At 64.3% G+C, this 19,066-nt stretch carries 17 protein-coding genes and 1 pseudogene; 11 read left to right on the forward strand and 7 right to left on the reverse strand.

Annotated elements, in window-relative coordinates:
* Nucleotides 1-142: 142 nt before the first annotated feature.
* From JHW40_RS22990 to JHW40_RS23000, 3 genes and pseudogenes are all read right to left on the reverse strand, one after another.
* A pseudogene (locus JHW40_RS22990) lies at nucleotides 143-256 on the reverse strand (IS5/IS1182 family transposase); the annotation flags it as partial.
* Between the two features lie 92 nt (nucleotides 257-348).
* Nucleotides 349-1,755 carry a YncE family protein gene (locus JHW40_RS22995; protein ID WP_090610350.1) on the reverse strand — a complete coding sequence of 469 codons (1,407 nt, stop codon included), beginning with the start codon at nucleotides 1,753-1,755 and terminating at the stop codon, nucleotides 349-351.
* Nucleotides 1,756-1,891: 136 nt separating this feature from the next.
* Nucleotides 1,892-4,075, reverse strand: coding sequence for a TonB-dependent siderophore receptor (locus JHW40_RS23000; protein WP_170851717.1), 2,184 nt, complete (start codon nucleotides 4,073-4,075; stop codon nucleotides 1,892-1,894).
* A 593-nt stretch (nucleotides 4,076-4,668) separates the two neighbouring features.
* Here JHW40_RS23000 and JHW40_RS23005 point away from each other — a divergent pair.
* On the forward strand, nucleotides 4,669-6,099 hold the full coding sequence (locus tag JHW40_RS23005) for a serine hydrolase domain-containing protein (RefSeq protein ID WP_170851716.1): 1,431 nt from the start codon (nucleotides 4,669-4,671) through the stop codon (nucleotides 6,097-6,099).
* A 60-nt stretch (nucleotides 6,100-6,159) separates the two neighbouring features.
* Here JHW40_RS23005 and JHW40_RS23010 read toward each other — a convergent pair whose 3' ends face one another.
* Nucleotides 6,160-8,190, reverse strand: a complete 2,031-nt coding sequence (locus JHW40_RS23010) for a TonB-dependent receptor domain-containing protein (protein WP_090610347.1) — start codon at nucleotides 8,188-8,190, stop codon at nucleotides 6,160-6,162.
* A 292-nt stretch (nucleotides 8,191-8,482) separates the two neighbouring features.
* Here JHW40_RS23010 and JHW40_RS23015 point away from each other — a divergent pair, with 292 nt between their 5' ends.
* The 8 genes from JHW40_RS23015 to JHW40_RS23045 all read left to right on the forward strand — a co-directional run bounded on the left by JHW40_RS23015 (nucleotide 8,483) and on the right by JHW40_RS23045 (nucleotide 15,086).
* Nucleotides 8,483-8,989 (forward strand): RNA polymerase sigma factor, encoded by a 507-nt coding sequence (locus JHW40_RS23015; protein WP_090610412.1) that lies wholly within the window; start codon nucleotides 8,483-8,485, stop codon nucleotides 8,987-8,989.
* 11 nt (nucleotides 8,990-9,000) lie between these two features.
* Entirely contained in the window at nucleotides 9,001-9,978 is a 978-nt protein-coding gene (locus JHW40_RS23020) for a FecR family protein (protein WP_170851715.1), read from the forward strand.
* 113 nt (nucleotides 9,979-10,091) lie between these two features.
* Complete coding sequence (locus JHW40_RS23025) at nucleotides 10,092-11,348, forward strand: TonB-dependent receptor (RefSeq protein WP_090610345.1); 1,257 nt, start codon at nucleotides 10,092-10,094, stop codon at nucleotides 11,346-11,348.
* Between the two features lie 39 nt (nucleotides 11,349-11,387).
* Nucleotides 11,388-12,278, forward strand: coding sequence for a TonB-dependent receptor domain-containing protein (locus JHW40_RS23030; RefSeq protein ID WP_336390202.1), 891 nt, complete (start codon nucleotides 11,388-11,390; stop codon nucleotides 12,276-12,278).
* Nucleotides 12,279-12,308: 30 nt separating this feature from the next.
* Nucleotides 12,309-12,452 (forward strand): hypothetical protein, encoded by a 144-nt coding sequence (locus tag JHW40_RS23035; protein WP_211657202.1) that lies wholly within the window; start codon nucleotides 12,309-12,311, stop codon nucleotides 12,450-12,452.
* A gap of 44 nt (nucleotides 12,453-12,496) precedes the next feature.
* Nucleotides 12,497-12,982, forward strand: a complete 486-nt coding sequence (locus tag JHW40_RS24290) for an iron chelate uptake ABC transporter family permease subunit (RefSeq protein ID WP_090610343.1) — start codon at nucleotides 12,497-12,499, stop codon at nucleotides 12,980-12,982.
* Nucleotides 12,879-13,766: a LysR family transcriptional regulator gene (locus JHW40_RS23040; RefSeq protein ID WP_244519097.1), complete on the forward strand. Its 888-nt coding sequence runs from the start codon at nucleotides 12,879-12,881 to the stop codon at nucleotides 13,764-13,766. The genes JHW40_RS24290 and JHW40_RS23040 overlap by 104 nt, the downstream gene beginning before the upstream one ends.
* Before the next feature lie 90 nt (nucleotides 13,767-13,856).
* The gene (locus JHW40_RS23045) at nucleotides 13,857-15,086 is read left to right on the forward strand and encodes an MFS transporter (protein WP_211657200.1); all 1,230 of its coding nucleotides are present in this window, start codon (nucleotides 13,857-13,859) and stop codon (nucleotides 15,084-15,086) included.
* A 7-nt stretch (nucleotides 15,087-15,093) separates the two neighbouring features.
* Here JHW40_RS23045 and JHW40_RS23050 read toward each other — a convergent pair whose 3' ends face one another.
* Entirely contained in the window at nucleotides 15,094-15,483 is a 390-nt protein-coding gene (locus JHW40_RS23050; protein WP_090610340.1) for a winged helix-turn-helix transcriptional regulator, read from the reverse strand.
* A 93-nt stretch (nucleotides 15,484-15,576) separates the two neighbouring features.
* Between JHW40_RS23050 and JHW40_RS24060 the strand changes: the two genes are divergently transcribed.
* Nucleotides 15,577-16,473 (forward strand): NAD(P)H-dependent oxidoreductase, encoded by an 897-nt coding sequence (locus tag JHW40_RS24060; RefSeq protein WP_090610339.1) that lies wholly within the window; start codon nucleotides 15,577-15,579, stop codon nucleotides 16,471-16,473.
* A 57-nt stretch (nucleotides 16,474-16,530) separates the two neighbouring features.
* Here the strand turns inward: JHW40_RS24060 and JHW40_RS23065 are convergent, their stop codons facing one another.
* Both JHW40_RS23065 and JHW40_RS23070 read right to left on the reverse strand, forming a co-directional pair.
* Complete coding sequence (locus JHW40_RS23065) at nucleotides 16,531-17,403, reverse strand: EamA family transporter (protein WP_090610338.1); 873 nt, start codon at nucleotides 17,401-17,403, stop codon at nucleotides 16,531-16,533.
* A gap of 13 nt (nucleotides 17,404-17,416) precedes the next feature.
* Nucleotides 17,417-18,031 carry a nitroreductase family protein gene (locus JHW40_RS23070; RefSeq protein ID WP_090610337.1) on the reverse strand — a complete coding sequence of 205 codons (615 nt, stop codon included), beginning with the start codon at nucleotides 18,029-18,031 and terminating at the stop codon, nucleotides 17,417-17,419.
* Nucleotides 18,032-18,126: 95 nt separating this feature from the next.
* Between JHW40_RS23070 and JHW40_RS23075 the strand changes: the two genes are divergently transcribed.
* Nucleotides 18,127-19,020 carry a LysR family transcriptional regulator gene (locus JHW40_RS23075; RefSeq protein ID WP_090610411.1) on the forward strand — a complete coding sequence of 298 codons (894 nt, stop codon included), beginning with the start codon at nucleotides 18,127-18,129 and terminating at the stop codon, nucleotides 19,018-19,020.
* Nucleotides 19,021-19,066 lie beyond the last annotated feature (46 nt).

A 19,066-nucleotide genomic window follows, 5' to 3' on the forward strand; every position in this document is an offset into this window, starting at 1 on the left:
CAGGGTTCCATGCCTGCCGTCCGGTCATGCGGGGTTTCCGGAACGTCCGACCGGGCGATGTCCGTCGGCAAGCCAACACCTCGCGGACCCCACAAACGGAAAGGTTGGCGGCGGGACGGGGCTGTGTCATGGCAAAGTCGTCGCTGAATTCCACCGCGCAGATGCCGCCCGTGGTCCTGTTCATTGCCAGATGCGCCTTGCGATACTGGCGTCGGCGATGTGTACCATGCTGGCGCGCAAGCCATTCGTCATCGCCGTGGCGACGCCTGGACGGATGACACAACAGCATCATCGTCCCAAGCCGTAACCGGGAGGCGTTATGCCCCCCGGTTATGGCTGCCGGATCGCCTAGCGGGCAACAGCGGTGATGCGCCAGATGCGGTCGCCGTTCGGATCGTCCTGTCCCTGCGACTTGTTCACCGCCCAGACATTGCCCTTGCCATCGGCGCGCACATGGTTCGGATAGGAACCCGCCTCCAGATTGGCCACGATCTCGCCATCGGTATTCACGACCGTGATCGTGCCGGCGCCGCGATTGGCGACGAAGGCCCGGCGGCTGACCGGCTCGAACGCGACGCTCAGCGCCCCCGCGCCGACCGTGACGTCATGCAGGACTTCGCCGGTTTCCTCGCTGACGATCAGCAGGTTGTCGGATGCCTGCGACGCCACGAAGATCAGCCCGTCCTGCGGGTCATAGGCCGCGTCCGATGATGCCTTGGCGCCGGGCAGCGGCAGCACGCGAACCTCGCCGCTGTCCAGATCGACCACCGCGACCTCCGGCGTGTTGAGACTGGCCGAGAACAGCTTGCCCGCTTCGGGATAGACGGCGATGCTGCGTGCGCCGAACTCTTCGCCGCGCACCGTCGAGGTGATCTCGATCGGCTCCAGCGGCTCCAGGCTGTTGGTGTCGAAAACGTTGATCGCCTTGGTGAAGCTGGTGCTGACATAGGCGCGGCCGCGGCCCTCGTCGATCACCACATCGCGCGGATGGGTGACGGAACCGGAATCGAACTGCTTGACCAGCGACAGATCGTCCTTGTCATAGACCGCAAGGCTGTCCTGACGGGTCGTCGTGGCCCAGACATGGCCATTGGTGTCGTCCACCCAGACGCCATAAACCCCGAACAGCCCGCCATCGCTGCCGTCGGGACGCGCGGGGGCTGCGGGCGGCGTGGCGCGCCCGACGATTTCCAGCGTTTCGGGGCTCAGCTTGACCAGTTCGGATTGCGAAATCGGCGGTCGCCCGACCGACGAGGTCACATAAAGCGCGTCCGAGGATTCGTTATAGATCACCTGATAGAGACCGGGCACGACGGGCTGGCTGGCGATCTCGAACAGGTCTTCGCCCGAAAGCGGGACCTGGGGCGAGACCTTCAGCTCGAACACGGTCGCAGCGGCGGGGTTTTCGGCGATGGCGACGATGGGTTGCAGGCCGAGCGCCGCCTCTTCATCGACGGTCAGGTCGAAACTGACCTCACCTTCGTCATTGGCGATCAGCGGGCCGTCCGGGTTCAGCACCGTGTTGCCACGCATCAGCGTGATCTCCTGACCCGGGATCAGCCCGTAACCCGAGATCGTGGCCGCGCTGCCCGGATAGATCGCGGTGCCGCCGGATGGCGCTGCATACAGGCCGCCGGTGAATTCTTCCGCGACAGGGGTGTACGGGCTTTGCGCAAGAACGGGGGCCGCCAGCGACAGCGCCAGTGCCGAGGCGCCGACCAGCCTGCGGATGGGAAGGCGAAGATTTCCGTTCATCATGTTCTCCTGATTGGATGGATGGATTGCAGGCTTGACCGATTGTTCGGGCTGGCTTCGCTGCGATGCAGCAGTAGGTTTCCGACCGAAATTGTCAACCATCTGACTTCGGGTGGGTGTGTTCGTCGCCCTCGCGTCAGAACCGGCTTTGCAGCGCGAAGGAGACGCGGCGTCCTTCGCCGTGATAGTTCCCGCCGCCACGGCTGCCCGCGATCTCGTAGTATTTTCTGTCGAACAGGTTATCGACATTCAGCGTCGCGCTGACGCTGTCGGTGAAATCATATCCGACCTTGGCCGAAACGATGCCATATCCCGGTGCCTTGACGCGGTTCGTGTCGGCCTCATCCGTCGCGTCGCCCCAGAACGAGCTGCGCAGACGCAGCCCGAGGCCAAGGCTCAGCCCGTCCAGCCTGCCGGATTCAAAGCCATATTGCGTCCAGATGTTGGCGGAATGCCGGGGCGCCATGGCAAGGGTCGCACCCGGTGCCAGTTCGCTTCTGACATATTTGGCGTCGAGATAGGTATAGCCCGCCCCGATCTTCCAGCCCGGAAGGATCTCGCCATTCAGTTCCAGTTCCACCCCCCGGCTGCGGGTCAGGCCGGACGCAACCATGAAGGGAAAGCCGTCCGAGGCGATATGATCCGGGTCGGCGTCATCCCCGGCGCTGTTCTCTTCCTTGATCTCGAAGACCGCTGCCGTCGCAAGCGCGCGACCGCCGAAGACATCCGCCTTCACGCCGATTTCCTTCTGGGTGCCGGTCGGGTTGGGCAGCAGAACGCCGTCCTCATAGTCGTAAACCTCGCCCGCCGTCCACTCGGGCCTCCAGCCGCGGTTCCCGGTGTTCACCGAGAACATCTGCGAATACTGGCCATAGACGGTCACTGTGTCGTTGATCTGGTACACGGCGGCAATCGACGGGGTGAATTCGCCTTTCGCGGTCCATTCGCCTTCCGAGCTTTTCACCCAGCTAAGACGACCGCCGATCGGGATGGTCAGCCGGTCGGTTGCGGCAATATCGACGCGGCCAAACAGGTGATATTCCGTCGTTGGATCGGGCTTCGGGCCGAAGGGCGTGGTGATGGCCCATTCCGGCCTGTCGATCACATGTGGATCGGGGTTGAAGATGTCGACGATGAATTCGTCCCCGACATCGACCGGAAGACCGAAGGCCCGGCGGAACCAGCTGCGTTGCTGTATTGCACCGATCACGACATCATGCGAGCGCCCGAAGGCGTCGAACGATCCGGACAGGTTCGCGTCGATGACTTCATACTGGTTCCAGTCGTTCCAGTAATAAAGCGTATGACAGGCGCGCCCGTCGGGATTGTCCCTGTCGATGCCGGTGCGGTCATAGCCGATCCCGGCATTCGGTCCCGAACAGCTTGCAATGTTGCGCAGTGCCGGATGGTCGGATTCGCCGTTGCGATAGGCCAGCTTCAGGTTCCAGCGGTCGTTGATCTCATGCTCGACCTCGGCGTTCACCCACAGCGATCGGAACGGGTACAGTGCCCAGTCCTGCGTCAGCGTGGTGCCAGCGGGAAAGTCGATCAGCGTCCCGTCGGAATAGGCGGGCAGCGCCGTCCGCCACCCCTGGATCGAGTCGTTTTTCTGCCGCCACGCGTTGACGCGGAATGTGGTGCGGTCGGTCACATCGAACTCTGCCACGCCGAAATAGGACTGACGCTCGTATCCTTCCGGATGTGCGGTAAGGTCGCGATCTTCCCACGATCCCACAAACCGCGCGCGCAGCCTGCCGTCCAGAAGCGGCTCGATCGAGTAATCGACCGTCGCAAGTTTCGATGACGGATCGCCGAAACCGACCCGCGTGGTCAGCGCCTCGTGGTCCAGCGGACGCTTGAACGAATAGTTGATCATGCCTCCGAAGGCGCCATTGCCCTGAAAGATGGCCGCTGGTCCCTTGAGGATCTCGACCTGCTCGAACGCAGACAGGTCGGCCGAGGTCCGGCCGATGAAGGTGCCCACCGGGGTGCCTTCAAGCGAACTGTTCGCCCCGAAACCCCGGATGCTTGTAAAGCCCTCGTTGCTGGTCACCACGACGCCCGGCGATGCCTGAAGCAGATCGAGGTTCGAGCGGATATCCTGATCGGCGATCCTGTTCGCCGTGACCGCCGTCACCGTCTGCGGCACATCCTTGGGGTCTGCGGCCACCCGCCCGACGGTCGAGTCCGCCCGATAAGAGGTTTCCGCGCTGTCACCGGCGCCCATGATCGTGATGACATCCAGAATCGTCGGGTCGTCGTCATCGGTCGGGGATTGCGCATGGCTGGCATGGGAGCACAGCGACAGGATCAAACCCATCGCCGTGGCTGCGGAAACAGAGTGTCTTCCTGATCTTCGCATCGGTTCCGTACTCCGGTAAGGCGCTGCAACACAAAAAACCCACGTCCGACATTTCCATGCGTTTACATCCACTGGCGTGCAGGTGAATGCGCAGCCAGAGTTCATGCACAACAGAAGGAGTGGGCCGAAACCACGGGCTTCGGTCGCATCGCGGATCTTGGTGAAACGGCTTGGTGTTCCGGCAGTCTGCCTTGAACCGACCTGGCGCTTGAATATGGCGAAGCGTCCACATCTGACGATGAGATCACGCCGAAGCTGACGCAGCGGCTACTATAATGTGCGGGCAGAGTTAACAGCCGAATACCCGTCAGGCGATCGGTGTCGGATCATCTGTGTTCCGCTGGCCACAGTTTCGTGATGTGGTTCAGCCGGGGCGGCGGGCCTTCGGCAAAATCCCCTTTGACAAGCCGGTGGCATGGCGGGACATTACGCCGCGTGCCAGACCCAGTGATCCGACCGGCCAGATCCGGTCCGCCGCCAGGCCCCGCAAATCTCTGCCCTCGTTGTCCCTGCATATGAAGCCTGCGCCCCATGCGCCGGTGGATCGCAAAATGTTCCCCAAGACCAGCGGGCGTGCAGATTCCGACCTGCTGTCCGAGCGTAAGAAAGATAAGGTCATGAAATTCATTGCGCTGATTGCCGTGCTTGCGTCCCCGATTGCCGCCCATGCGGATGCAATCGACGATTTTGTGGCGGCCGAGATCGAACGGCAGGAGATCCCGGGCGTGGCGCTTGGCATCTTCCGCAATGGCGAGGTGCTCAGATTGCAGGGCGACGGACTGGCGAATATCGAGCATGGCGTGACCGTCCAGCCCAACACGATCTTTCAGGCGGGTTCCATCGGCAAGATGTTCACAGCGGCGGCGGTGATGGCGCTGGCCGAGGACGGGCTGATCGATCTGGAGGTCCCGGTGCGGAACTATCTGCCCGATGCACCTGAAAGCTGGGATGCGATCACGCCGCGCCATCTGCTGAACCATACCGGCGGATTGGGCAGCCCCGAACAGGACTACCGTCAGGATTACAGCGACGATGATCTGGTCGCGCTCTATGCCGAAACGCCGGCGCTTTTTGCCCCGGGACAGCGCTATTCCTACAGCAACACGGGCTATGCGCTGCTGGGGATCATCGTGAACAGGGTGGCGGGCAGGCATTACGGCGAGGTGCTGCAAGATCGGGTGTTCGGTCCGGCGGGGATGCGCACGGCGCGCGTCATCAGCGACACGGACATCGTGCCGAACCGCGCCGCGGGCTATGAACCGGGCGAAGACGGGCTGAAGAACCAGTCCTGGGTTTCACCCTCGCTCAACGCCACAGCGGATGGCTCGCTGTATCTGTCGCTGCTTGATTATGCGCGATGGGATGCGGTGGTGGCACGGCGCGACATCTTCAGTGCGGCCTCGTGGCGCCAGATGCTGCGCCCTGCGCCGCTTAACAACGGGACGGTGTATCCCTATGGTTTCGGCTGGACGCTTTCTGAAGGGCCGGACGGTCAGCAGGTGATCGGTCATGGCGGGGCCTGGCAGGGTTTCCAGTCGGATTTGCGGCGCTATGACGGGGATGGAATCACCTTCGTCGTGCTTGCCAATTCCGCCGGCGCGGATGTGGGCAGCATCCTGCAAGGCGTCGCAGAGCGGTTCGATCCGCGTTATGCGAAGCCCGCCGTGCAGCTGGTGGACACGCATCCCGGTCTGAGCGCCAGCTTTGACGAGGCGCTGCGACGGATCGCCCAAGGGTTGGCCAGTCCAGCAGATTTTCAGGACATGGACCCCGAATGGGCGGTGCGCTCGCTGGAGCGCAGCCGGGAGGCGATCGAGGCGGCCGGGGATTGCGGAGAGTTTGAGCTTACGTCTCATCAGCCGAATGGCGACCGGACGACACGCTTATGGCGGGCGGATTGCGCGAAGGACAGGCTGACGGGCAGGGCTTCGTTCGATGAAGATGGCCGCGTGGTCGCCGCATCGGTCTGGGGGCAGCGTTAGGCGCCTGCAAAACCGTTGCGAGATCCGGCCGCCGGGTGGCGGCCGGAGAATCTGCATTGCTCAGAACGTGTTGGTCAAACCCACATAGAAGCGGCGCCCGTCGTTATAGCCGGTATTGCCGAAGGTCTTGTCATCGACGTTATAGATGGCGACGCTGCCCATGACGCTGTCGTTGAAATCATAGTCGAGGCCGATGTCGAAAACGGCGTGCTCGCCGACGTAACCGCTGCCGGTATCGAAGGTCGCGCTGCGGTATTGTGCGTTGCCCCAGACCGACAGGGCGTGGCTTGCCTGCCAGTCCAGCCGAAGGTTCGCCACATGCAGCGGGCTGTTGTTGAAGCGGCTGCCGACCTCTTCCCCCTTGGTCACCTTGCTGTCGGCATAGGTATAGTTGAAGGCGACATCGACATCGCCAAGGACGAAGTCCACCGTCGCCTCGACCCCGTTCAGTTCGGCCGCATCCCGGTTCACATATTGATTGATCCATTTGATCGGATCGGTCGGCGTGTTCATTCCGCAATCGCTTGGCAGACCCGGAACGGGGGTGTCATGGGCGCAGATCTGTTCGGTCGTGATCTTGTCCTTGAACCGGGTGTGATAGGCCGTCAGCCCGATCTGCACGCCGCCTGCGGTTTCCCAGATCGCGCCGATTTCATAGTTGGTGCTTTCCTCGGGCTTCAGGTTGGTATTGCCCTGATCGCGGGCCCGGCCATCGCCGCCGGAAGGCTCGAAGATATTACTGTCGGCCTGTTTCAGCGTCGGCGTCTTGTAGCCGCCGCTGACGCCGCCCTTGACGGTCAGCGCGGGGGTGGCGTGCCAGACCGCATAGGCGCGCGGGGTGACGTGCGAACCATAGCGTTCGTTATCGTCATAGCGCAGCCCCATCGTCAGCATCAGGTCGTCGGTCAGGTGGAAATTGTCCTCGGCAAACAGCGCCCATTGCCAGCGGGTCATCTTGGGATCGACATTGACCCGGTCGGGCGAGTGGCGCGTCGTCTCATCGCGATAGTCCAGACCGAAGGTCAGATCATGCCGGCCAAGGCTCATGCGGGTTCTGGTGTTCAGGTTCAGCATCTCATAGCCCGACAGGTTCGTGCCGTTCTCGAAATCGACATCCTCATAGGTCAGGAAGCTGTCGGTCTCGTAATCATCGCCCCAGACGATATTGTGTGAGACGCCATAGCTCATGCGCTTGTAGCTGATCCCGCCCGGCGTTCCTTCCCCAAGCGGGGTCGAAACCGTGTCCTGCGCACTGTAGATCGTTTCGAAATCCAGCTTCTGCGCCTCGTCGATTTTCCAGGTCAGCCGCGCGCCAAGCGATTTGCGCTCGATATCCTGCGATTGCAGGGTATCGCCGCCGCGCCCCGACACGATCATCTCATCCTTGTTGCGATCATGGCGCGAACCGAACAGCGTCAGGCCCAGCCGATCCTGCATCAGCGGCCCGCCGAGATAGAAGCGCCCCTCATTGGCCGCGCCTGCGCCACTGTGCTTGTACTGGCTGGTGCCAAGCGTCATCGAACCCGACCAGACATCCGAGACGGGCTTGGTGATGATATTGATCACGCCGCCCGATGCCGCGCTGCCGTAAAGCGAGGACATCGGTCCGCGGATCACCTCGATGCGTTCGATGGCCGAGGGCGGCGGCAGATAGGACCACGCAAGACCCGAACCGAAGCCGTTATAGGTGGCCTCCTGAGAGTTGCCGACCGGCTTGCCATCGACAAGGGTCAGCACATAGCCTTCGCCCAGCCCCCGGATCGAGACGCTTTCCGCACCCGAACGCCCCGAAGGCGCGCTGACGATCACGCCCGGCACGTTCTTCAGCACATCGGCCACCGTGGCGTAAGGCTTTGAGGCGATTTCTTCGCCGGCGATGACCGTGATCGTCGCCGGGGCGTCCGGCAGGGTCTGGGCATGCCCGCTGGCCGAAACGACGATGGTGTCCAGTAGGACAGTCTGCTCTTCTGCCGTGCCGTCCTGTGCCTGAACCGACGAAGGCGCGGCCATTGGCAGCACGGCGCCTGTCATCAGCAACCAAAGCGGCAGGCGCGCCAGCCCGCCTGACATCATGTGCGTTGATTGGTTCATTGATTTGCCCCTCTTTTGCCATTTTTGGCGAATGCCGGAATCCGCCTTGTTACGAAGGGCTTCACGAATGAGACGGGCGGTCACTGAACCAATGGCAGAGTTTTTCTGTCATCTTTTTCGCGCGCGGCCGAAACTGTATCGGATATGCAACAATCCACTTGCGGGCGGGCAGACAGGTTCTGGACAGAATCCGGCCCGGGGTGATAGCCACTTGGCTGTCAGCCCGATGCGGCCCGCCGTCGCATTTCAGCCAGAACGCTATCCTTCCCATACGCGATTTTTGGCTGCTGTGATGTCTTCCCGTGACAGTGAAAAGATTGGTCGCCTTTACCTCGATGAAGGCGAGCGGCTTGAACGCCAGATCGCGCGACGCATCGGCAATCGCAGCATCGCACGGGATCTGGTACATGATATCTTTCTGCGCTTTTGCGAGCGTGCGGGCGAATTGCGCGGCAATCCTTCCGCCTTCATGGCGCGGTCGGCGCGCAATATCGCCATCGACCATCTGCGCCGCGAAAAGCTGCGCAGCGCCCATGCGGCGACCGGCTGCACCCAATTCGCGCCCGGCGATCCGGCCTTTGATGCGCTGCTGGCGCGGCAATCCGGTGATGCCGTCAGGAATGCCATCCAGAACCTGCCCAAAACCACCCGGCGCCTTTTCCTGATGAACCGCGTGCAGGGGCTGACATTCCAGGAAATCGCCTCGATCTGTGGCATGTCCGAAAGGAACGTGGCAAAACATATGGCAAAGGCCGTGGCCCATTGCGCCCGCGCGCTGGAAGACGTGCAAAGCGAATGAGGACCACCCCCTTGCTGCCTCGTCCTGATCCGCAGAAACGACTCCGGGCAGAGGCTGCGGATTGGGTGGTGCGCATCGCCTCCAACCCGGCGCTTGAGGACGATCCCGCCTTTCACGACTGGCTGGCGATGGGCGAGGACCGGACCCGTGCCTTTGCCAATGCGCGTCTGGCCTGGCAGATCGCCGCCGAAGTCGGGGACAGCGTCGCCGTGGGTCATGCCCCGGCCAGACGGCCATTCCGGCTGCTGCCATCCCTTGGCGGGGCGCTTCGCCCGGCGATGACCTGCGCGGGGCTGGCTGCGCTGACGCTGACCGCGCTGTGGCTGGACATGGTGCGGCCCGATCTGCGCCTGCACCTGTCGGCCGATCACGTCACCCGCCCTGGCCCGGCGCAGGGCTTTGCACTGCCTGACGGCAGCAGAACCCTGCTCGATGGCGGCTCGGCGCTGGATTACGCCGAGGATGGCGCGACCCGTCGGGTGACCATGCGTTCGGGTGCTGCCTATTTCGACGTCACAAAGGGGGATCGCCCGTTTTCGGTCCGGTTGGGAGACAGCGAGGTTCGCGCGCTTGGCACCCGTTTCGAGGTGCGCGACTGCGGCGGCTGCATGATCGTGACACTGGAGGAAGGCCGCGTCGAAGTCCTTGGCCCCGGCGGGCGATCTCTGGCGGTGCTGGAACCGGGGCAACAGCTGCGCATCCCCGCCCGATCAGACGCGGCAATGCCGGTCGCAGAGCGGGTCGATCTGTCCGACGCGCTGGCATGGCGCGAGGGGCGTTATGCCTTCTATGACGTCCGTCTGCGCGAAGTGACGGGGATCCTGCAGCGCCGTGGTGCTGGCGCGATCGTCATTGCGAACGGTGCGGTGGCCGACCGTCGCATCACCGGCAGCATCAGTCTGACCGATCCGGCAGCCGAACTTGCTGCGCTGGTCGAGGCCCTGGGGCTTCGGCTTGTGCCGCTTCCGGGTGGCCAGCTGGTCATGTAAGTGCCATTCCCGCCAGCCCTTCCGCCAGCGCATCACAAGTGAAACCGCAGGTTCGGTGTCGGGCCTGATTGCGCAAAACGAATGAGAACCGGGCCGGCCGCCCGGAAGGAAAGATGCCGTCATTCTCCGCCAGATGCAGACCGGCGCTTTTCGCGCTTGCGGCCCTTGCGCTGCTGACCGGCGCGGCGACGGCGCAGCCCGGGGCGACGAAGTTCGATTTCGACATTCCGTCCCAGCCTCTGGCCCATGCGGTCAACCATATCGGACAGATCACCGGCACATCGGTTCTGATCGAGGGCGAGGGCGACGGTCTTACCAGCCCACCGCTTGAAGGCAGCATGACGATTGACGCCGCGCTGCAATCGGTGCTGCGCGACAGCAGGGGACGTTACCGCTTTACCGCGCAGGGCAGCCTGGTGGTCGAACTGCCTGCGCGGACACGCGCGACGACCCCGGCCGAGGGGGCGACGGTGACGCTGGATACGGTCGTGGTCACGGCCAGCGGATATGTCCAGCAACTGACGGATGCGCCCGCCACGATGACCGTCATCCGGGGCGAGGACCTGACGGCCCGCCCCATCGCCGATGCGCTGCGCGATGTGCCCGGCCTGTCTGTCGGCGTATCGGGGCGCGATGGCGGATCACCGATCACCCTGCGCGGCATGGGACAGCCATATGTGCTGTTCATGGTTGATGGCAAACCCCTCAGCGCCTCTGAAGAGGCCGCCTATAACGGCAACGGCACGGGGTCCAAGTCGGGCTTCCTGCCGCCCGCCGCAGCCATCGACAGGATCGAGGTGATCCGGGGTCCGATGTCGGCGCTCTATGGGTCGGCGGCCCTGGGTGGCGTCGTCAATGTGATCACACGTCCGGTTCCCGAAAGCTGGTCGGGAAACGCCGATCTTGGCCTGTCGCCCGATACGGGATCGACCGAGGCGCGTTTCATGTATGGCGGGCCGCTGATCCGCGACCGGCTTGGGCTGATGCTGTATGGCGGGCGCAGCGACCGGCAGGGCAGGCTGCCGCCCGACGGGTCTGCCTTGCGTCGCGGCCATAGCGAACGTGTCAATCTTGTCGGCAGGCTGAGCTGGAACCTGACCAGGGATCATTCGCTCGACCTCGATCTGTGGCGCAGCAGGCAACGTTTCGAACATGGCGCAGGCGGTGGCCGGATCCGCGATAACGGCGCAAGCCTGACCCACAGGATCCGCTGGAGCGCCGGGGCCGAGACGGTTTCCTTTCTGTTCCGCGAAACCACAGACTTCGACGCGGATTACCAAAGCGGCCACGACGCGCTCACCTTCAGCACCCGCTCGTCGCTGCCGTGGGGGCCGCATCATCTGACCTTCGGGTTCGAGCATCGGCACTAACGGACAAGACACGACCCCGACCGGCTGCCCGATTCCGTCATCGTCAGCCCGGAACGCTGGCATCAGGCGCTGTATGGCGAGGGTCGTTTCATGCTGTCGCCGGATGCCATGCTGACCCTTGGCCTGCGCTATGACCGCAGCGAAAGATATGCGGCGCAACTGACGCCCCGGCTTTATGCCGTCTGGCATCCGCTGCCGGGGCTGACGCTCAAGGGCGGGATCGGCAGCGGCTATCGGGTGCCGGCGCTGAAACAGGCCGATGACGATGTGTGGGAGCCTTCGGGCGGGGATGGCCGCTCTCGCGATCGGGGCAACAGCGCCCTGAAGCCCGAGCAAAGCACGAATTACGAGTTGGGCCTGGTCTGGGAGGCGCAAAACGGGCTTCAGATCGGCGCCGCCGGCTTTCATACCCGTTTTCGCAATCGCATCAGCCGGATGGACCTGTGCCGCACGCCGGCCGGGCAGGCCCCGTCCTGCGAATTGAACGGCACCCATCACGTCGCGGTCACGCAATATGTGAACGAGGATGCCGCCACGCTGGAGGGGGTGGAACTGACCTTTGATCTTCCGCTGGATCAGGTGCGGATTTCGGCGAACTATACCTGGTCCAATTCACGGATCACCAGTGGCGTCAACGCCGGACGGCCCTTTCACAACCTGCCACGGCATATGCTGAATCTCGGTCTGAACTGGCAGGCGGACGAGGCGCTGGAATTCTGGTCGCGGGCGCGCTTTCGCAGCAGGACCGAAACCCTTGGCAGGTCGGCGGGTCGGCCCTCGCATCTGACTGTCGATCTGGGCGTGAACCACCGCATCGGCAAGGCAATGACGGCCAGCCTCGGGCTGTATAATATCGGCGATGTGGTCATGGCGGACGATCCCTTCGCCGAGGGGCGGCGGTTGTATCTGGGGCTTGGCGGAAGGTTCTGAATCCCGCGCCCTTGGCCGGGACGGTGATCTATGACCGCCACCACGCAGGAATCGCGGGTCGAACCGGGCCGCCATGCGCAGACCGTCAGCGTCATGGTGGCGCGGGGGCTAGTGGATATACAGCTTGACGGCGGGGCAGCGCAGGCAGTTGTCGGATGGCGACGGCGACACTGAAATATCAATGGTGATTGCGGAAGGGCGCGGGCCTTTGCGACGGGGTGGCCCATGTCGTGGGCATCCCGGTGGCCCGGATGCGCCTGTGGCTGCTGGGGCTGACCGCCTGCGCGACGGCGGCGGCGGTGCTGACGGTCGGACCGCTGACCTTCGTCGGTCTGCCGGCGCCACATCTGGCGCGGCTGACCGGCTTTCAGCGTCCCGCCAGCCATCTGGCCGCCAGCCATCTGGCCGCCAGTGTCCTTGGTCGCGTCACTCTGTCCGGTCGGCGCGGTGATGCGTCAGCCGGACAGGGCGGCGTAAGGTGCGCACGGTTTCAAGAGCCCGGACCGATATGGGCCGTGGAGGATGTTCAGGGGAGTGTTATAAACTGGCAGCAAACGATCGAAGGAATCGAACATGCTGGACGGGCTGACGCTGGACCAGATGCGCGTCTTCTTGACGGTCGCCGAGAGCGGCAGCTTTCGCGCGGCGGCGATGCGGTTGTCGCGCGTGCAATCGGCGATCAGCCATGCCATCGGCAACCTTGAGGCGCAACTGGCGGTGGAACTGTTCGACCGGTCCGGCCACAGGCCGCAACTCACCCCGGCCGGAGCGACGCTGCTGGCCGATGTGAAGGCGCTGCTGATCAAGGTCGATGCCCTGCGCGCGCGGGCAGGCGGTCTTGGCCGGGGAGTGGAGCTGGAGATCACCGTGGCGCTCGACCCGCAATTCCCCTTGCCGATCCTGGGGCGCGCGCTCGGCGTGCTTTGCGAAAGCTATCCTTCGGTCGCTTTCCGGACCCTTTCGACGCCTCTGGGGGCGTCGTTCGAGGCGTTGCTGAAAGGCGGATGCGATCTGGCGATCAGCGGGATCGACCTGATCAATCCGGCGATCGAACTGGAAGCACTGATGAAGGTCAGACGTGCTGCCGTGGCCGCAGCTGGCCATCCGCTTGCACAGACTGACCAACCCCTCGGCACGGCCATGCTTGCGGATCATATCCAGATCGTGGGCGAGGACCCGTCGGCCCTGACAGGCCAGCGGGATTACGGCGTGGTGTCACCGTCGCGCTGGCGGGTGGCGGATAACATCACCAAGAAGACGCTGATCCTGTCCGGGGTCGGGTGGGGCAGCCTGCCGCTGTGGATGATCGAACGCGAGTTGCGCGATGGCGATCTTGTCCGGCTTCCCGTCGCCGCCTTCGCGAAGGATGGCGAAACCACGGTGCAGACCTATCTTGCCCATCGCGTCGACCGCCCGCTCGGTCCGGCAGGCACCGCCTTCCGCGAGGCGTTGCTGGCGGCCCTGCCGAACGCCCATCCAATCAGATAGATCATGATGATCCATCTTTTGTCAGTCCCGTAGATCATGCAGCCGTGGCATCAAGCGCCGTCAAGAACATTGCGTTCGACGGAGGCTCTGATGACCACAGCGATCACGACAGGAACGGATGCCGGACAGGCAGGCTTGCGGATGGACGACGACCCGCGGTCGGCGGGATGGAATACGGTTTTCATCATCGCAGGCGCAGGCGTCGTCTCTGCCTTTCAGGTTGGCAAGGCGCCAATGGCGCTTGGCGCTGTCCAGCAGGATCTGGGCCTCAGCCTCGTCGTTGTTTCCTGGCTGATATCGGCCTTCGCCATCATCGGCGCCTTCGTCGGGGCGCCGGTCGGACTGGCGGCGGACCGGATCGGGACCAGGCGCATGATCCTGGGCGGGCTGGCGCTTCAGGCGCTTGGGGCGGGGCTTGGCAGCCTGTCGCCCGGCGTCGAATTGCTGATGGTGTCGCGCGTCGTCGAAGGGCTGGGCTTTATGGCGGTTCTGGTGGCCGCGCCCGCGATGATCTTTGCGACCGTCGCCAAGCGGATGCAGGATCGCGCCATCGCGGTCTGGGCCACGGTCATGCCGGTCGGCATGACCACGGTGATGCTGGCCTCGCCGCTTCTGACCCTGCTTGAATGGCGAGGTTTCTGGCTGCTCAATGCAGCGATCCTGTTCGCCTATGCGGTGTTCTTCGCCTGCGCCATCCCGGTTTCAAGAGCGGCAATCGCGGACGGTCGGCGCATCGGCACGCAGTTGCGGCGGGCGCTTGCGACGCCGGGGCCATGGGCACTTGCCACGATCTTCGCCGCCTTCTCGGCTGCCTTCTTCGTGGTATTCGGCTTTCTGCCCACTTTGCTGACAGAGCGGTTCGGTCTTGGCCGGGATCTGGCCAGCATGGTCGCCGCCATTGCGATCGCGGCAAGCGGGGTCGGCAATCTCGTCGCCGGTTTCCTGCTCGCCTCGGGGCGCAAGCCGCTGCATGTGCTGGCGGCGGGCTTCCTTGTCATGGCGCTGTTCGGTTTCGGGGTGCTGACCGGCGATATGTCGTGGATCGTGATCGCGATATTCGCGGTACTGTTCGCCTTCATGGCCGGCCTGATCCCGGTTGTCCTCATGGACAGCGTGCCGCGCTTTGCGACGCGCCCTGAACTGGTTGGCGCGACAATGGGCCTTGCCATGCAGGGCAACAATGTCGGAATGCTGCTCGGCCCGGCTGCGGGTGGCGCGCTGGCCGCCAGTCTCGGCTGGCCGAGCGTGGCCATCGCCATGGCGCTGGTCTCGGTCGCTGCGGTGGTGCTGGCGCGCGGGGTTTCTTCACTTGCTGCGTGATCCCCCATCAACCCGCCCGGTGCTGCTGGGCGTCATGACGCCGCTTGGCCGCCTCGACATTTTCCAGCTCGCGCCCGATCCAGCCGGTCAGCCCGTCCATGACGCCCAGCAACCCCTCGCCCAGATCGGTCAGGGCATAGCTGACCTTCGGCGGGACGCTCGGCTCGACATGGCGGGTGATCAAGCCGTGACGGCACAGCTTCTTCAGCGCCTCGGACAACACGCGCTCGCTGATGCCTTCGACCGCGTTGCGGATCTCGTAGAAGCGCTGCGTGCCGCCCCGCAGCGACCACAGGATCAGCAGCGGCCAGCGGCTGGTGATCAGTTCGAACAGCGCGCGGCCGGGGCAATCGCTGCGCATCGGGTCGGCGGGGTTGAGAAGGGGGCTTACATCCATGTCAGCTCCTGAGATCCATATCTGCTCTTTAATCAGTAAGCGGCTTACTTATTATAAGCCAATATCAGAATGCATCAAGAAAGGTTGGACATCATGGATGCGATCAGGAACGACGCCTATACGCTGGTCAATGTCTTTACCCCCAAGCCGGGCGAGACGGATCGATTCCTTGACCTGCAACTGCGCGAAACCGCCGCGATGCGCGGGGATGCGGCGCGGCAGGGCTGGCTGGGAAACGAGGTCTATCGCGCGCAGGACGGTGCGCGGGTGATCGTGGTCACGCGCTTTGCCGATGCCGAGGCGCAGCGGGGCTGGGCGGCCACGCCTGCCTTTGCCGCCCATCTCGACCGCATCGGGCCGTTGCTGGAGAAGGTCGAGTCGATCCCGGTCGATCAGGTCGCCCGCCACAACGGCAATGCGCTGCGCCTGGCGGTCGTCATCGGCAGCACGCGCGAGGGCCGCTTTGCCGACAGACCGGCGTCCTGGATCGCTGAGAAGGCCGAAGGCGCGGGCTTCGATGTCACCGGGATCGACCTGCGCGATTTCGCCATGCCGTTTTTCGGCGACCCTGCGGCCTCCGAGGCACAGCAGGCCGCCGCGCAAGCCTTTGCCGATAAGATCTCCACCTTCGACGCCTATGTCTTCACCGTTGCCGAATACAACCACGCCCCGACGGCGGTGCTGAAGAACGCGCTGGATCATGCGGAATGGGCCAGAAAGCCCGCCGGGCTGGTCGGCTATGGCGGCGTTGGTGGCGCGCGGGCCGTCGAACATGTCCGGGCGATCGCCGCCGAGCTTGAGATGGTGACGATGCAGACCGCGGTTCACATTCCTTTCGGCGACTATCTGGCGATCACGAAAGGCGAGGCCGAGATCGGCAAGCTGGAACATCTGGATCGCTCGGCCGGCAAGATGCTGGAGCAACTGGCATGGTGGGCCCGCGCGCTGCAAACCGCCCGCAGCGAAGCACAGGTGACGCTGACTGTGTGACGGTGGCAGGCGGGCCATGCCCGCCTCACCATTCCGATCCTTGTCGCTGGCCGGGCGTCAACGCACCGGCAAGGTGGCGGCTTTTGCCGTCGGCGCGCTCTGCTGGCTCAACCAGATGCTGGCGATGACGACCGCCGCGCCGATGGCCTGCAACAGCGACAGCGACTGGCCGAGAAAGACCCAGCCAAGCAGGATCGCCGTCAGCGGGCTGAGAAAGCCCAGAGAGGACAGGGCGGCGGGTTGCAGTCGTGCGACGCCGCGAAACCACAGGATATAGGTCACGGCGGTGAACAGGATCAGGTAGGCCATGCCCATCGCACTTGCCGAATCCGGCGTGGGTATCGGCGGGTCCAGCAGCAGCGCCAGCGGCAAAAGCAGCAGGCCGCCCGCCGTCAACTGCCACGCGGTCAGCACCAGCGCGGAAACCGGAGGTTGCCATTTGCGCGTCAGCACGGTGCCGAAAGCCATCGACACGGCCCCGCCAAGTGCCGCCGCCATCCCCGTCATGTCCGGCGCGGCGCCGCCTTGCAGTACCAGCAGCGCCACGCCGGCCATGCCCATGACGGCTGCCAGCACCGCCCGGATTGTCACCTGCATGCCAAGGACGGCACCGGCGGCAAAGACCACGATCAGCGGCTGCACCGCGCCGACCGTCGCGGCGATGCCGCCCGGCAGGCGATAGGCCGCGACGAACAGCAGCGCCCAGAAGACGGTGAAGTTCAGCGCCCCCAGAACGAAACTGCGCCAAAGCCATTCGCCCTTGGGAAGCCGCCGCACCAGCAGCAGCAGAATCAGCCCCGCAGGCAAGGCGCGGATCGCGGCGACGCTGAGCGGTGGGGCACCGGGCAGCAATTCGGTCGCGACGATATAGGTGCTGCCCCAGACCATGGGGGCCAGCGCGGTCGGCAGGATGTCGGATGCATTCGGCATGGCGGCCCCGGGGCTAAATCGTGGTCAGGATCTGCGCCACCGGCAGGCGCGGCTTTTGCGGCCAGTTGCCGGCACCGGCATGGCCGACGGCCAGCAGCATGACCGGCAGTTCGTCCGGGGCCAGTGCGAATTCGCGTGCCAGCCTGTTCGCATCGAAGCCGACCATCGGGCAAGAGGCCAGCCCATGCGCCTGCGCCGCGAAGATCAGGAAGGCCGCCGCCAGACTGGCCGAACGGATCGCCTCGTCGCGCTGTATCCGCGCGTCGCCATAGCCCTCGCTGACGGCGGTGGTCCATGTCTGCGCGGTCTCGGCCGTCATGATCCCGGCCGCGACCGAGGGCCGCAGCCGCTCGGCCAGCGCGTGATGCGAGGGGGCCTGACCGCAGAGGATATAGACCACGGCCGCCTCGCTGACCTTTTGCTGCCCGAAGGCGATGTCGCGCAGCCGGGCCTTGGCCCGGGTCGAGCGGACCGCGATCAGGCGCCAGTTCTGCAGGTTATAGGCAGTGGGCGCGCGCGTCGCCAGTTCGGCCAGATCGCGGATCTGCGTGTCGGGCAGCGGTTTGGCCGGGTCGAAGCGGTTGGCGGAAATACGCGTCGTGATCCCGGCGATGATCGAGTCGTTCATTCGGGCCTCCTGTGGGTTGCCCGTCCGATCTAATTGCTTCCGATCTGGGTGATAATCAGCTATTTATTCATGATACTCGCAACCAATGGTGCATGATGGATCAGATCACCGCCCTGCGCGTGTACCGGACGGTGGTTGAGCAGGGCTCTTTCGCCGCTGCTGCGCGGCGGATGAAGCTGTCGCCCGCCGCCATCAGCAAGAATATCGCCGAGCTGGAGACCCATCTGGGTGCCCGGCTGCTGAACCGCACCACTCGCCGCATGAGCCTGACCGAGCCGGGCCAGCGCTATTACGATCAGATCGCCCGCATTCTGGACGATCTGGCCGAGGCGGATCATTCGCTTGGCCCCCTGCAACGCCAGCCAAGCGGGCTTTTGCGGGTCAGCGCGCCGATGACCCTTACCCTGACCCGGCTTTCCACCGCGATCCCTGCCTTCCTGTCCCGCCATCCCGGTCTGTCGCTGGACCTTCAGCTTGACGACCGCCGGGTGGACATCGTGCAGGAAGGTTTCGATCTGGCCATCCGCGGCAGCGATCGGCTGGAGGATTCCAGCCTGATCGCACGCCGGCTGATGGTCCTGCATCACGTCATCTGTGCCTCGCCCGGTTACTTCGCCCGCCACGGCAAGCCGCGCGTGCCGCAGGACCTGCGGGCGCATGACTGCATCCGCTTCACGCTTTCGGGCCATGTCAGCGAATGGGAGTTCACGCGCGGGGCCGAGACCGTCCGCGTGCCCATCGACGGCCGCTATCGGGTGACCAGCGGGCTGGCGATCCGCGATGCGCTGCTGGCGGGTTTCGGGCTGAACCTGATCCCGCGCCAATATGTCGCCGAGGATATCAGGGCAGGGCGGCTTGAAACCGCGCTGGATGACTGGGTGCCTGTGCAGACGGTGATGCACGCCATCTATCCCTCGCGCCGCTATCTTCTGCCCAAGGTCCGTGCCTTCGTCGAATTTCTGGTCGAGCAGACACGGGATGAGGATTAACCTGTCACAAACCGCCCTGCCGTCTCGTCATGGTTACAGAAGCAAC

Source organism: Paracoccus alcaliphilus (genome assembly GCF_028553725.1).
In the GTDB taxonomy this organism is placed as follows: Bacteria; Pseudomonadota; Alphaproteobacteria; order Rhodobacterales; family Rhodobacteraceae; genus Paracoccus; species Paracoccus alcaliphilus.

Excerpts from the sequence above, each read along its gene's own strand:
- JHW40_RS22995 (WP_090610350.1), bottom strand. The coding sequence starts at position 1,755 with ATGAACGGAAATCTTCGCCTTCCCATCCGCAGGCTGGTCGGCGCCTCG.
- JHW40_RS23000 (WP_170851717.1), bottom strand. The coding sequence starts at position 4,075 with ATGGGTTTGATCCTGTCGCTGTGCTCCCATGCCAGCCATGCGCAATCC.
- JHW40_RS23005 (WP_170851716.1), top strand. The coding sequence starts at position 4,669 with ATGTTCCCCAAGACCAGCGGGCGTGCAGATTCCGACCTGCTGTCCGAG.
- JHW40_RS23010 (WP_090610347.1), bottom strand. The coding sequence starts at position 8,190 with ATGAACCAATCAACGCACATGATGTCAGGCGGGCTGGCGCGCCTGCCG.
- JHW40_RS23015 (WP_090610412.1), top strand. The coding sequence starts at position 8,483 with ATGTCTTCCCGTGACAGTGAAAAGATTGGTCGCCTTTACCTCGATGAA.
- JHW40_RS23025 (WP_090610345.1), top strand. The coding sequence starts at position 10,092 with ATGCCGTCATTCTCCGCCAGATGCAGACCGGCGCTTTTCGCGCTTGCG.
- JHW40_RS23035 (WP_211657202.1), top strand. The coding sequence starts at position 12,309 with ATGACCGCCACCACGCAGGAATCGCGGGTCGAACCGGGCCGCCATGCG.
- JHW40_RS23040 (WP_244519097.1), top strand. The coding sequence starts at position 12,879 with ATGCGCGTCTTCTTGACGGTCGCCGAGAGCGGCAGCTTTCGCGCGGCG.
- JHW40_RS23045 (WP_211657200.1), top strand. The coding sequence starts at position 13,857 with ATGACCACAGCGATCACGACAGGAACGGATGCCGGACAGGCAGGCTTG.
- JHW40_RS23050 (WP_090610340.1), bottom strand. The coding sequence starts at position 15,483 with ATGGATGTAAGCCCCCTTCTCAACCCCGCCGACCCGATGCGCAGCGAT.
- JHW40_RS24060 (WP_090610339.1), top strand. The coding sequence starts at position 15,577 with ATGGATGCGATCAGGAACGACGCCTATACGCTGGTCAATGTCTTTACC.
- JHW40_RS23065 (WP_090610338.1), bottom strand. The coding sequence starts at position 17,403 with ATGCCGAATGCATCCGACATCCTGCCGACCGCGCTGGCCCCCATGGTC.
- JHW40_RS23070 (WP_090610337.1), bottom strand. The coding sequence starts at position 18,031 with ATGAACGACTCGATCATCGCCGGGATCACGACGCGTATTTCCGCCAAC.
- JHW40_RS23075 (WP_090610411.1), top strand. The coding sequence starts at position 18,127 with ATGGATCAGATCACCGCCCTGCGCGTGTACCGGACGGTGGTTGAGCAG.